The organism is Bacillus sp. (in: firmicutes), from assembly GCF_031983925.1.
GTDB lineage: Bacteria > Bacillota > Bacilli > Bacillales > Bacillaceae_G > Bacillus_A > Bacillus_A pacificus.
Genome location: NZ_DALYZR010000007.1, coordinates 56328 through 70793, shown reverse-complemented (window position 1 = coordinate 70793; position 14466 = coordinate 56328). Strand labels below are relative to the sequence as shown.

The window sequence follows — 14466 nt, the reverse complement described above, 5'->3', positions numbered from 1 at the left end:
GCGTTCTATTTATTCTTCCTCGTTTACGTGTTCAAACGCTTGCTCGAAGATATGAATTACGTGTTGGTCAGCTAACGAATAATAAACGACCTTTCCTTCTTTACGATTCTTTACAAGTTTCGCTTGCTTTAACACACGAAGCTGATGTGAAATAGATGATTGTGTCATTCCTAATAAATACGCTAAATCACAAACACACATTTCAGCTTCAAATAATGCATGTAATATTCTCGTACGTGTACGATCGCCTAATACTTTAAATAATTCTGCTACTTTACTTAAACTTTCATCCGTTGGAATTGTTTGTTTTACTTGATCAACAACTTCTTCATGAATTATCGTTTGAGAACATGTCTCTTGTGGTGTTTCTACTTTATTTCCAGCCATTATAGCTCACCTCTTTATTTGAACATATGAACAATCATTCATATATCTTATACCTTTATTATATGAGCGTCCATTCATATGTGTCAATGAAATCTCATACATTTTTTTGAACATTTCGTTCACATTTTAAAAAGATCTACACATATTTTCCGCATCCATTACATTCTCATACAAAAAGAATATACACTTTGCACAAAAGAAAAAGCCTTGCGCGTTCCCTAGACGCACAAGGCTTACTATACTTATATCCCTTTTAACTAAGCTTTTAATTAGCTTGTTCTAAATTATCCTGCGAACTTCCATCGTCTTTTAAATGACTATGTTTTTTCGAATAAACAAAGTATACAACTACTCCAATTGCTAACCAAATACCGAAGTAGATCCATGTTGTTAATGGTAGGTTAAACATTAAGAATAGACAACATGCGATTGAAATAAGCGGTAGCGTTGGTACAAGTGGTACCATAAAGCCACGTTTTAAGTTCGGATGTGTTTTACGAAGAATAATAACTGACACACCTACCATCGCAAATGTTAACAATGCTCCAATATTCGCTAAATTCGATAATTCTTTTAAATCGATAAATCCAGCAATTAAAGCACTACCAATACCTGTTAACCAAGTTGAAAATACTGGTGCTTCTGTCTTTTTATTAATTTTCGCAAATGATTTTGGTAATAAACCATCACGGCTCATCGCGAAGAATACACGTGTCGTTGCATAAATGTAAGCAAAGATTACAGCCATAATACCAATTACAGCTCCAACTGCGATTACACCTGCTACTTTATCTTGTCCTACAACTTCTAACACATATGCCATAGCTTCTGGTACATCTAATTCTTTATAAGAAACCATACCTGTCATAACGAGACATACTACAACATAAATAATTGTACAAATAACTAACGAAGCAATAATACCAATCGGTAAATCACGTTGTGGATTTTTTACTTCTTCAGCAGAAGTTGCTAATGCATCAAATCCTAAGAAAGCAAAGAATACTGCTGCTCCGCCGGCAAAGATTCCGCTAATACCGTATGGTGCAAATGGTGTCCAGTTTTCTGGTTGTACGTAGAACGCACCAACTGCAATGAATAAAATAACAATACCAATTTTAATTAATACCATTATGTTATTCACACGCTTACTTTCTTTCGTACCTCTTGATAGTAACCAAGTTAAAACTAATGTAATGACTACTGCTGGTAAATTCACGATCCCACCTTGTGATGGAATCTTTAACAACTCTGTTGGAATTTCTAATCCGAATCCACTCACTAAGTTATTAAAATAACCTGTCCATCCACCTGCTACTGCAGCAGTTGTTACGACATATACAGATAGTAATGTCCATCCCATTAGATGGGCAATAAACTCACCAATTGTCGCATATGAATATGTGTACACACTACCTGAAACCGGAAGTGTAGATGCAACTTCTGCATAACATAATGCTGCAAATCCACAAACAATCGCTGCAATCATGAATGAAAAGATAACTGCTGGACCAGCATCTCTTGCTGCTACTAATCCTGTTAATACTAGTACTCCTGTACCAATTATCGCACCAATCCCTAGCATTGTTAGGTCAAATGCCCCTAGCGTTTTCGTTAAAGTTTTACTTTTACTTTCCCCTAACAATTGCGTAACGGATTTCTTTTTAAATAGGTTGGCCACGATGTATGCCCCCTTTTGCCAAGAAGAGCTAAGAGATATTCACTCTTAGCTCTTATCATGTTGGTTTATATATTGTTCGATTTTGTTTTGTATAATGCTTCTATTAGCAAGATACTGTTTCTGCTTCTAATAATTCTTTAGCACCTTTGTACTCTACACCGTGAGCTTCTGCAACTGCTTCGAATGTTACATAGCCATCTAATGTATTAATACCTTTTAGTAATGCAGAGTTGCCTAAGCAAGCTTCTTTGTAGCCTTTGTTAGCAATTTGTACTGCGTATGGTACTGTTACGTTTGTTAATGCAAGAGTTGATGTACGTGGAACCGCACCTGGCATGTTTGCAACTGCATAATGAACAACGCCGTGTTTTTCGTAAGTTGGGTTATCATGAGTTGTAATACGGTCAGTTGTTTCGAAAATACCACCTTGGTCAATCGCGATATCTACAACAACAGAACCAGGTTCCATTGATTTAATCATTTCTTCTGTTACAAGTTTTGGCGCTTTTGCACCTGGGATTAATACTGCACCGATTACAAGATCAGACTCTTTTACAGCTTCTGCAATATTGTACGGATTAGACATTAAAGTTTTTACTTGGTTTCCGAAAATGTCATCTAATTGACGAAGACGTTCTGCACTTAAGTCGATGATTGTTACATCCGCACCTAGTCCAACTGCAATTTTAGCAGCATTTGTACCAGCTTGTCCACCACCGATGATTGTTACTTTACCACGTTTAACCCCTGGAACACCTGCAAGTAAGATACCTTTACCGCCTTTGTTCTTCTCAAGGAATTGTGCACCAATTTGTGCAGCCATACGACCAGCTACTTCACTCATAGGTGCAAGTAATGGTAGAGAACGGTTTTCTAATTGTACTGTTTCATATGCAATAGAAACAACTTTCTTTTCGATTAATGCTTTTGTTAATTCTGGTTCTGGAGCTAAGTGTAAGTATGTGAATAAGATTAAACCTTCGCTGAAGTGTTTGTATTCGCTTTCAATTGGTTCCTTAACTTTCATAACCATTTCCATGTTCCAAGCTTCTTCAGCTGTATCAACAATTTTTGCTCCTGCTTCAACATACTGAGCATCTGTGAAACCAGATCCTAAACCTGCACCCTTTTGAATGAATACTTCGTGATTGTTACGAATTAAATGTACAACACCTGCTGGTGTCATTGCCACACGGTTTTCGTTGTTTTTAATTTCTGCTGGTACCCCAATACGCATAATGAAATGCCCCCTTATAATTAACAGAAAAAAGAAAGTCTTTTTTCTTTTTGTAATAATTAATAACTTATGTCCTTATTCTAGCATAACTTAAAAGTTATGAAAACGCTAACATACTATATTTTTAAAGTTTATATATTTAGAATAGTGTAAATATATGGAACATTGATTCTATTAGTCTCTTTGTTCCATCTCGTTATCTATCAATCTATTTTTATTATACTCCTTCAAAATAAGTAGTAATCATTTATTATTTGACAATAATGTAACGATGTAAGAAATCTCAATGATGCCGTATACATATACAGTTATTAATTTACACAATACTTTAGAGATATATTCTTTTTATAAAGTGCAACTTTAATCAGTGGGGGTTTTGTTCATCCCCACTGATTATCAGCCCTCACCAATCGGGCTTTTACGAGCAGTTGATCCCCCACCTAACTTCTTTGCTTCCCCTGAATTTTGAGGTAGGGGTCTTACCGCCCGTTAATGCGGGATAAAAAAACAGCTGCTAGCATTTAGCTAGCAGCCGGATAACTTATAAATAACTTGGAAAATAAATCATCTGTTGTTTCGGTAATTTTATCAAACAGATCACTTTCTTCCTCTTCTTGCTCTTTTAACATCTTAATTGTTTCACGTGCATCTTCAGGATAGTCGGTAATGATACCATCTACGTTCAATTTATAATATCCCTTTAAACTTTCCATATCATTTACTGTCCATACGTAAATTGGTTTGTTTAACTTCCTTGCTTCTTTTACTAATTTCTTATTTAACATGTATTCTTCTGCTACATAAAAATCAGCTTTCACATTCTTTAAGTTGGCTCTACTTGCATACAGTATATATCCGACTTTTATATCTGAATTTGCACGCTTAAACTCTTTTATAAGTGGGTAATGTAACGTTTGAATAACACATTGCTTCTCAAATTCATTATCTTTAATCGTTTTTAATACTTTATTTACAAAATCTTTTTCACCACCATGAAGCTTCACTTCAATATTAAGTTTGATTTTACCCTTAGCCAACTTAATGATTTCATCAAGTGTACTGATTTGTCCTGAAAACCCATCTTGACTAAGGGTAAGCTGCCTTAACTCGTCCATCGTTAAATCCGAAACATGAACATTAGCATTAGCAAGGCGTTTCAACTTCAAATCATGTATAACTGCTAGTTCACCGTCTTTCGTTTGTAGTACATCAATTTCAGCGTAGTCTGCTTTCGCATCAATAGCTCCCTGCACAGCTTCTTTCGTATTTTCTACACCTTTTGAAATATAACCGCGATGAGCCATAATAATCGGTTCTTTATATGTGTTTGTAATAAAGGTCACAATGAAAGCAACAACCATTCCCGCCGTAATAATTCCTACAATATATACACCAATAAATTTCCAACGATGTTTTTGGAAGAAACATTTATCTGCCTTCGTCTTTGAATAATCTAATCCTTCTTCTAATAAAACATCTTCGACTGGAACCTTTTGTAAATACAATCTTGTTAACGCCATAATATAGAACGGCGTCATAATAAAGCTAAATAGATACAATGTACTTGTTAGGAAAACTGAAATAGTTGACTCTGCTAGTAGTGCAAATGTCCCTTCTGGGTTTGTAAATTCATATACTCCCCACAGACAAAGTAAATAAATTCCTACACATAAAAGAAAAACAATTCCTACAGATATGAAAAAACCTACTAAAAAGAACAACACTTTAAAGAAGCTTTCTTTTACTAAGGTTGCACTTTTTCGTGCTGCCGTACGGAACGGCTTCTCCTCTAAAACAATAATAGGTAAAACAAAAATCCAACGAAGGTTCAAATAGGCAACTACAGCAAAGAAAGTATAATATCCAACTTGCCCCATTGTTGTCTTAAATAGTTCACCTGTAATAAAATTAGGAATTTGAATTTCAGGAATCAATGCAGATTTATATCCCATACTTAATAGTGGTAATAGTACAACTGCATACAAAACAAAGCCAGGTAAGCAATATGTAAACAGAGAAGGTAAATACGTTACTGTTTTATATAAAATCGGACGTAATCTCACCTTTTGCCTTTTATGAGCGAAGTACGAAATGATAATAAGTACTGCAAACTCTGTAAAGATCAGAAACAATGCCAATATAGATAAAATTACAATCGCTAAAATCCCGTATGGTGTTTTCAAAAATGCTAATAACTCATCATTTGTTGCGTTTGCATACCCACCAAAGTACAACAACTTATTGAAAATAATACCGAAAAGTGGGATAAACACAATCGCTGCTAATAATTTATAAGCAAGTTGGAATGTTAACACATTCCAAAAAGCAAATCTAACAGTTTGAAAGGAATGTCTCATTACTCCTGGTATAGATAGTCTTTTACGGTGTTGCATATATTCCTCCACATTCTAAAACGATATTTGAGATGGATTCCACATTTCCATTTCTAACCCATCCCTTTAATAATAATATATTCCGCTTAACATGAACACTCTTATACATGCAATGAAAAAAGTGATGGCTACTTCCCATCACTTTTTCACTTACTCTATTTTTTCTCTAACCCTTGTCCAAATGCTTTCAAGAAGCTAAAACCGAATGTAATGGCTCTATTGATATCTGGATCTTTTAACACTTTAAAGAAATCCATCACTTTTGTTTTTTTACCACTTTTTAATTCATCTGTTGCAAATTGCAATCCAGTGACTAAGCTCGATGTAATTTGCTTCGTTACTTCTGGGTCAACTGAGGATAGTGCTTCCCCCGCACCCATCATATTGTTAAGTGCATTTTTAACTGGTTCACGATTTAATTGCTCCACAGCGATTTTTGAAACATCTTCCTTCGCAGCAAGTAAACTAATCGCCGCATCTAATATTCCAGCCTTCTGCAACTGCGCTAACAGTTGCATCGTTTCTTCTACTGCTTCACGATTATTAGATAGCTCATTTAGAAGGTCATCTGCTACTTGCTGTTTCTGTTCTTCCTCTGTTACAACTTTCTTTTTAATTAAAGTAATTTCTTTCGCCACTATCTTCGCCCCCTAGTCCACGAGTGATACGTATTGTTTTCTTTGCCATTTTTGCTCGATTTCAACACCATTTTGCGGATTACGCTTTTTATCTCGCGGGTTTGAAGATGGTAACGGACGATTTCCTTTTTCACGTAATACACGCATTTTCACCATCGTTTGTTTGTACGCCGGTGTACACGTATAAAGGTCTGTTGCCGTCCCAGTTAAAATATTGATCGCTTCTTCATTTATCGTTGCATGCATCGGTAAGTATAGCTCTTTCCCCGTTACACGATCAGTAATAAGCGCTTGTACTTTAATTTTGCCAAATGGTGATGCTAATTCTACAAGACCACCATCTTTCACATTGCGTTCTATAGCAAGTTCAGGTGAAATTTCAACGAACACTTCAGATACTTTAGATAAAATACCAGCCGACTTATTCGTCATATTCCCTTCATGGAAATGTTCTAGCATACGTCCATTATTTAAAAGTAAATCATACTCATCTGGCGCTACAACCGGTGGTATCCATTCATCTAATGATAAACGAGCTAGTTTATCTGGGAAGTTAAATCCGTCTACATATAATAGCGGTGTATCACTACCATCATGGCTACCCCAACATAAACTATTCCATCCTTCTAGACGATCGTACGTTGCTTGAGAGTATAACGGTGCAAGCGATGCAATTTCGTCCATAATTTCACTTGGACTTTCGTAATTCCAATCCCCGCCGAGTGCACGAGCAACTTTTTGTAAAATCCACCAATCTGGTTTTGAATCGCCCAGTGGTTTTAATACTTCATATAATCTTTGAATACGTCGCTCTGTATTCGTAAACGTTCCTTCTTTTTCTAAGCTTGGTGCCGCTGGTAAAATAACATCAGCAAAACGAGCTGTTTTTGATAAGAACATATCTTGAACAACAAGGAAGTCTAAATTCGCTAAAATATGTTGCACATGGTTTGCATTGGAATCGACTAAAGCCATTTCTTCTCCCATGACATACATACCACGTAGTTTTCCTTCTTCTGCCGCAAGTAACATTGCAATATTATTTAATCCTGGTGCTTTCGGAATCGTTGTGCCGTATGCTTTTTCAAACTTAGCACGAAGCGTATCATCCGATACTGCTTGATAACCTGGAAGCCAGTTTGGTAATGTCGCCATATCACAAGCACCTTGTACATTATTATGACCTCGTAATGGATATGCGCCTGCACCAGGACGACGATAGTTCCCCGTAACAAGCAGTAAATTTGAAATGGCAGCAGATGTTGTACTTCCTCCTGTATTTTGCGTTACCCCCATTCCCCAAAGTATACAAGTTCCATCTGCTTCACATACCATACGAGCCATTTCTTTCAGGTTTTCTTTCGAAATCCCCGTAATTTCTTCTGTATAATCAAGCGTATACTTTTCTAGCATTGTGCTATATTCATCAAAGTTCTTCACATTTTCAGCTATGAACTTTTTATCATGCCAATCTTGATCAATAATATATTTCGTAATACCAGCAAGCCATACGTAATCCGTACCTTGGCGCGGATGAATAAATAAATCCGCACGCTCTGCCATTTCATGTTTACGAAGGTCTGCTACAATCAGTTTTTGCTCGTGTAATTTATGAGCACGTTTTACACGCGTCGCAAGTACAGGGTGTCCTTCTGTTGGATTCGCACCAACGATAATGACAAGTCCTGCTTCAGCTATATCTTTCACTGTTCCTGCATCGCCGCCCATACCGACAGTTTTAAATAAACCATCTGTTGCTGGAGATTGACAATAACGAGAACAATTGTCTACATTATTCGTTCCATATATTTGTCGAGCTAGTTTTTGCATAAGGTAATTTTCTTCATTCGTTACTTTCGATGAAGAAATGAATCCAAATGCATCGCTGCCGTATTCAGATTTAATATGCTGCATGTTAGAAGCAACAACTTCTAACGCTTCTTCCCATGAAGCTTCAACAAACATATCTCCTTGGCGAATTAATGGCTTCGTAATTCGATCTTCACTATTTACAAAGTCCCATCCAAATTTACCTTTTACACATGTGGAAATACCATTAACCGGTGCATCTGAAACAGGTTGCACTTTTAATATATGGCGATCTTTCGTCCATACTTCGAATGAACAACCGACACCACAAAATGTACAAACTGTTTTTGTTTTATTAACTTTCGTCTTACGCATCGCAGCCTCTACTTCTGAAACCGCTAAAATACTACTATATCCAGGCTCTACATCCTTTACAAAATCAATCATCGGATTTAACACGTCTGGTTTTAATCCTGTCATGAATCCAGCTTCACCTAACATTGATTTTTCCATTAACGCATTACATGGACATACTGTTACACACTGCCCACAACTTACACAAGATGAATCGTTTATACTTACACCATTATCCCATATAACACGCGGACGATCTAAGCTCCAGTCTATCGATATAGTTTCATTAACCTGTAGGTTTTGACATACTTCTACACACTGTCCACAAGCAATACATTGATTTGGATCATACCGATAAAACGGATGTGACATATCCACTTCACAAGCACTTACTTTCGGCTCATACGGATATTTCTGTTCTTCAATTCCCATCATATGTACGGTGTTATGGACTTTACAATTACCATTATTGTTATCACACACGGTACAATACAATAAATGATTCTCTAATATTCGATCCATCGCCTCAGTCTGCGCCTCTTTGGCACGCTGGGACTGTCTTTCGATATGCATACCGTTCTCTAATTTCGTTGAACAAGCACGCATTAACTTCCCATCTACTTCTACAATACACGTATCACAAGTTTGAATTGGATCTACTTCTGGTACATGACAAATTTGAGGATGTTCCAAATTACTCTCGTTAAATAATTGTAGTATCGTCTTTTCACCCGATGTGGAACATTCTTTACCATCCACGGTTACACGGACTGTCTGTTCTGCCATAGTTTCCCCTCTCCTTACAACCAACTGTACAATCCACTTATGAATCCGTTTTCATAAGTGGATTGTACATATTTTTGAAACGCCCTGCCCAAATACTTTTCTTTTGAAGTCGATTCTAGATGTTTATAAGGCATCACTACGAAAGCTTGAAAATTTCACTATTCTACATTTCTATTATATCGTACATATACAATAATAACCAAAATAATCTGTGATCTTCTTCCTAATAGGTGTTTTTATTTTTCCCATTGTTTTATGATAAATATGGGAGAGAAATACATAAAAAAGGGGAATTTAATATGGAGCCTACGCAAGAAACGTATACAATTGTACGTTATCAATCTGGTACATTTTCAAAACAACTTGATGAGATTGTTACAGAATCTCCTATTACGATTAAATTGAATGGTGAAGAATATGTAACAGTCGTATGTACACCAAATTATATTGAAGATATGGTAATTGGGTTTTTAATTTCTGAGGGGATTATTTCTTCTTATAAAGATGTTGAAGAACTATGGGTGCAAAAAGATAACGGAATTGTCCATGTAACATCATCAAAAATAAATCCGCTCTATCAAAATTTATATAATAAACGATACATCACTTCCTGCTGCGGAAAAGGTAGACAAGGTTTTATTTTCGTTAACGATGCAGCAAAAGCAAAAGATTTACATGATATACATGTAAAAATTACTCCTGAAGAATGCTTTTACTTAATGAATACTTTACAACAATCTTCCACTACCTTTCGCCAAACTGGCGGTGTTCACAATACCGCACTATGTGATCGAAACAATATCCTCCTATCAAGAATGGATATTGGAAGACATAATGCATTAGATAAAATATATGGACATTGTTTACGCAACAATATATCTGTTAAAGGAAAAATCATTGCATTTAGCGGACGCATTTCATCCGAAATTTTACTCAAAGTTTCAAAAATCGGATGTGAAATTGTTCTATCTAAATCCGCACCAACAAAATTAGCATTGCAACTCGCTCACGATTTAGGCATTACCGTCGTAGGATTTATTAGAAATGAATCTTGTAATATTTACACACATCCACATCGAATTGATGGTTATCGATTGAATAACTAAAATAACTCCTCAATCGAGGAGTTATTTTAGTTATGAAAATGTAATATATTAAACACTTGAATAGTTAATAAAGTTAATATATAATTTCATTACATAATTAAAAACAAAATATTGTAGCATATATCTTTTCATTCTTTTACAAATTAAAAGAGACTGCTAACAAAACGCATACACATTCTTATATATGTAATGGATTTATTTGATTTAAAATCGACCAAGGAGGTTACAACGATGGAAATTCGCTTATTAACAACAGAGGACGCAGAAATATATTTAAAAGTTTGTATGGAAGGTTTAACGAAGAACCCGGAAGCTTTTAGCTCTTCTTATGAAGATGTTCTGAAACATGAGGATCCTGTAGCTGCTATGGCAAAACGATTAAGCAATCCGGATAAGTATACTCTAGGGGTCTTCAAAGATAACGATTTAATCGGCATTGCTACTTTAGAAACAAAGCCTTTCATTAAACAAGAACATAAGGCAAAAATCGGTTCCGTTTTTGTTTCCCCTAAAGCACGTGGCCTTGGAGCAGGACGGGCTCTCATTAAAGCAATTATTGAGAATGCCGATAAATTACATGTAGAACAACTTATGCTCGATGTTGTAGTTGGTAACGATGCAGCAAAAAAATTATATGAATCATTAGGTTTCCAAACTTACGGCGTACAAGAGCGTTCATTAAAACATAACGGTCAATATTGGGACGAGGAACATATGGTTCTATTCTTAAATGATTAATAATTCAATATAGTTTTTAAAAGCATCTTCTTATTAAGAAAGGTGCTTTTTTCATTACAACAATGTAATCTTCATGTCACCTTTATCGATCGTACCAAACCTTTCCATTCATTATACTAAAAGTGTAAAGTGAAACTTTACTCAGTGGGGAACTACATCCCACGCTGATCGCATGTACTTGATATGTAGAGGAGAATGTGACATGAAACAAAACAAACGAGCTATGGTTTTAATATTTACTACAGCAATTGTAACTTCTGGATTAGCAATTTTACCTTGGTTTATTATATAAAGTGAAACTTTAATCAGCCCTCACCAATCGGACTTTTATGGGAAGCCCGCCCCCCACCTAACTTCTTTGCTTTCGCTGCATTTTGAAGTGGGGGTCTTACTGCCCATTAAAGTCGGATAAAAATACTCCCCCTAACAACGAAAAAAGCTTATTGCTTCTTAAGAAGCAATAAGCTTTTTTTATATTATAAAATCCCCAAAATTTTATTTACACAACTTATAATAATAACCATAGATACGGCAACGCACATGACAACCGTATTACGATCTTGCTTTTCTTTTTTTGAAATTTCTTCTTTTGGATTCATGTGTATGATCTCCTTTTAAAAAAAGTGTGAGATAGGAAATTTTTCTTATCCGATGCGAGGTGAATACGAAAACCCTCTCTATCTCACATACACAATAGAATGGAATTGTCATTTTATAAATAAAATGACATGACGTTATGTCGCAACATAGGGTATTTTGTGTCGCTACGTTTTCTATTATAAAAAATAGTTGTGCAAAACTAGTGCATTTTTTATGTCAATTACTCTGAGCGAGAAATCACTCTTCCACTCAATCACATAAAAAGAGTTTTTTATCATTTTCATGTAAACTATACAAGTAGAATGAACAGTTTGGGGTGCACAAGATTATGGTAAAAATTTTATTAGTAGACGATGAAGAACGTATGTTACGATTATTAGATCTGTTCTTAAGTCCTCGTGGCTATTTTTGTATGAAAGCTACCTCTGGCCTTGAAGCACTAAAGTTAATAGAACAAAAAGACTTCGATATTGTTTTGTTAGATGTAATGATGCCGAATATGGATGGATGGGATACTTGCTATCAAATCCGTCAAATTTCCAACGTTCCAATCATTATGCTAACAGCTCGTAATCAAAATTACGATATGGTAAAAGGCCTTACGATCGGCGCAGATGACTATATTACAAAACCATTTGATGAGCATGTATTAGTTGCACGAATTGAGGCTATATTACGCCGTACAAAGAAAGATGGATTTGTTAGCTTCAATGGTATTGAGTGGGATAAAACGAAACATACTGTCACAGTGTATGATGAAAAAATCTCACTGACTCCTATCGAATTTTCGTTACTTGGACTATTTTTACAAAATACAAACCGTGCTTATAGCCGAGATGATTTAATCGAAAAAATTTGGGGTTATGAAACAGACATTGAATATAGAACAATCGATTCACATATTCGCAATATCCGTGATAAATTACGTAAAAAAGGATTTCCAGTTGAAAATTACTTAGAAACTGTTTATAAGGTCGGATATAAATGGAAAAGTGAATAATTACTTCGGTCAGTGGAAAATACCATACCACTGACCCTTTATATGAAATAAGGTATGGTGAGAAAATGAGTAAACTTTCACTTAAAATTGGGACATACTTTTTAATATTAGCTTTATGTATTGAAACAATTGCTTTCGTATCTTTTTACAAAAGCATTTCAACAATGCGGATTGAGGAAGAAACACTTGCTCTTTTAGAAAAAGGGAATCGCTATAGTAAAATGCTAAAAAAACGTGCAGAGTGGAATGAACGTACTAAACACCAGCAATACACTGAACGTCCAAAACGTTATGGGTATCAGGAGTTCACTATCGAACATGCGGCTGAAGGATTAATTGAATCCGAGTTAATTGCTAATTCGGATATAACTATCATTATCACTGACAATGACGGAAAAATTATCTCTAACTCAGAACCCGTAACAAAGGAAATGCAAAAACAACTTACTTGTAAAACAGAACCTATTCCAAAAGACGGATTAATTATTGAGAGAAATTGGAAAAAATCAAAATTCATCTCAACAGTAAGCCCAATTGAAATTCAAGGATTTCAAGGTAATTTATATATGTTATTAAAAACATCTTTCTTAGAAAGAATGTTACTTAAACTCATGAATCAATTCCTTATTATTAGTATATTGACGGTTATTTTAACAACTATTTCTGTCTTTGTTTTTTCTCGTGTTATTACAGAACCGCTTATAAAAATGAAGAGGGCAACAGAAAAAATGCCAAAATTAAATAAGCCAATTCAATTAGGTATTAAACGGAATGATGAACTTGGAAGCTTAGCAAAAACGATTGAAGATTTGTCCAGTGAACTAACTTATATGAAAAAAGAACGCAATGAATTTCTTGCTAGTGTCGCCCATGAACTATTAACTCCATTGACCTATATGAAAGGTTATGCGAAAGTAGCAAAGAGAGACACTTTAACGAAAGAAGAGCGAGAAGAATACTTACAAATCATTGAGGATGAAACAGATAGTGTAACTGATCTCGTTCAAGATTTATTTATGCTCGTACAATTAGAACAACACCAATTTGTTATAAAAAAACAAAAAGTGACCCTTCAACCATTTTTAGAACGAATGGTTGAAAAGACAAAAACAACATTAACTAACAAACAAATGCAACTCCATGTATATTGCAAAGACGATTTAGAAGTTTGCATAGACGAAAGACGTATGGAACAAGTTATGTTAAATTTATTACACAATGCTTATCAACATTCGCTAGAAAACACCACTATTACAATACGCGTACTCACAGAAACAAATTCTTTTACAATAAGTGTACAAGATGAAGGTGAAGGTATTCCTGAGGAAGATATTCCGCATATTTTCGATCGTTTTTATCGTGTTGATAAATCTAGAACGAGAGCTACTGGAGGAAAGGGTATCGGGCTAGCTGTTGCGAAAGAAATTGTGGAATTGCATAACGGTTCCATTCTAGTAACAAGCAAATTAGGCGTAGGAACAACCTTTATAATTGAGCTACCTTTTGAATAATATGTGTGTGAAAACACCAGTAGTAGTAAACACTACTGGTGTTATTTTGTTCATAAAATCAGCTCATTTAAGCTAAGCTTTTGAAATTATTCTTATTTCAATATAAAATAAAGTGAAACTTTAATCCATGGAATGGTTCACCCCATGGATTATTAGTTGAACCAATCGGGCATTTACGGGCAGTTATCTCCAATCTAACTTCCGCGCATTCGCTGGATTTTAAAGT

11 protein-coding genes are annotated in these 14466 nt (G+C 35.2%); 4 read left to right on the top strand and 7 right to left on the bottom strand.

The features are described from left to right. Positions 1 to 9: 9 nt before the first annotated feature. The 6 genes from RTP99_RS19365 to fdhF form a co-directional block, all read right to left on the bottom strand. The gene (locus RTP99_RS19365; RefSeq protein WP_000918377.1) at positions 10 to 387 is read right to left on the bottom strand and encodes an ArsR/SmtB family transcription factor; all 378 of its coding nucleotides are present in this window, start codon (positions 385 to 387) and stop codon (positions 10 to 12) included. A gap of 265 nt (positions 388 to 652) precedes the next feature. Then, positions 653 to 2068, bottom strand: a complete 1416-nt coding sequence (locus tag RTP99_RS19360; RefSeq protein WP_001284877.1) for an amino acid permease — start codon at positions 2066 to 2068, stop codon at positions 653 to 655. A gap of 103 nt (positions 2069 to 2171) precedes the next feature. Beyond that, entirely contained in the window at positions 2172 to 3305 is a 1134-nt protein-coding gene (gene ald / locus RTP99_RS19355; RefSeq protein WP_001219742.1) for an alanine dehydrogenase, read from the bottom strand. Positions 3306 to 3826: 521 nt separating this feature from the next. Next, positions 3827 to 5698: a glycerophosphoryl diester phosphodiesterase membrane domain-containing protein gene (locus tag RTP99_RS19350; protein WP_001164744.1), complete on the bottom strand. Its 1872-nt coding sequence runs from the start codon at positions 5696 to 5698 to the stop codon at positions 3827 to 3829. Positions 5699 to 5853: 155 nt separating this feature from the next. Beyond that, complete coding sequence (locus RTP99_RS19345; RefSeq protein WP_001040524.1) at positions 5854 to 6336, bottom strand: helical membrane plugin domain-containing protein; 483 nt, start codon at positions 6334 to 6336, stop codon at positions 5854 to 5856. 12 nt (positions 6337 to 6348) lie between these two features. Next, on the bottom strand, positions 6349 to 9285 hold the full coding sequence (fdhF, locus tag RTP99_RS19340; RefSeq protein WP_000840630.1) for a formate dehydrogenase subunit alpha: 2937 nt from the start codon (positions 9283 to 9285) through the stop codon (positions 6349 to 6351). Between the two features lie 299 nt (positions 9286 to 9584). On the opposite strand from fdhF, the gene fdhD reads away from it, so the two are divergent. Both fdhD and RTP99_RS19330 read left to right on the top strand, forming a co-directional pair. Beyond that, on the top strand, positions 9585 to 10391 hold the full coding sequence (gene fdhD, locus RTP99_RS19335) for a formate dehydrogenase accessory sulfurtransferase FdhD (protein ID WP_000433849.1): 807 nt from the start codon (positions 9585 to 9587) through the stop codon (positions 10389 to 10391). 231 nt (positions 10392 to 10622) lie between these two features. Next, the gene (locus tag RTP99_RS19330) at positions 10623 to 11129 is read left to right on the top strand and encodes a GNAT family N-acetyltransferase (RefSeq protein WP_000405875.1); all 507 of its coding nucleotides are present in this window, start codon (positions 10623 to 10625) and stop codon (positions 11127 to 11129) included. A gap of 476 nt (positions 11130 to 11605) precedes the next feature. Here RTP99_RS19330 and RTP99_RS19325 read toward each other — a convergent pair whose 3' ends face one another. Then, a complete protein-coding gene (locus RTP99_RS19325; protein WP_001068392.1) occupies positions 11606 to 11728 on the bottom strand; it encodes a hypothetical protein in 123 nt (40 codons plus the stop codon). 329 nt (positions 11729 to 12057) lie between these two features. Between RTP99_RS19325 and RTP99_RS19320 the strand changes: the two genes are divergently transcribed. Continuing rightward, the gene (locus RTP99_RS19320; RefSeq protein ID WP_000238954.1) at positions 12058 to 12729 is read left to right on the top strand and encodes a response regulator transcription factor; all 672 of its coding nucleotides are present in this window, start codon (positions 12058 to 12060) and stop codon (positions 12727 to 12729) included. Positions 12730 to 12794: 65 nt separating this feature from the next. After that, positions 12795 to 14240 carry a HAMP domain-containing sensor histidine kinase gene (locus RTP99_RS19315; protein WP_000041015.1) on the top strand — a complete coding sequence of 482 codons (1446 nt, stop codon included), beginning with the start codon at positions 12795 to 12797 and terminating at the stop codon, positions 14238 to 14240. Positions 14241 to 14466: the final 226 nt, after the last annotated feature.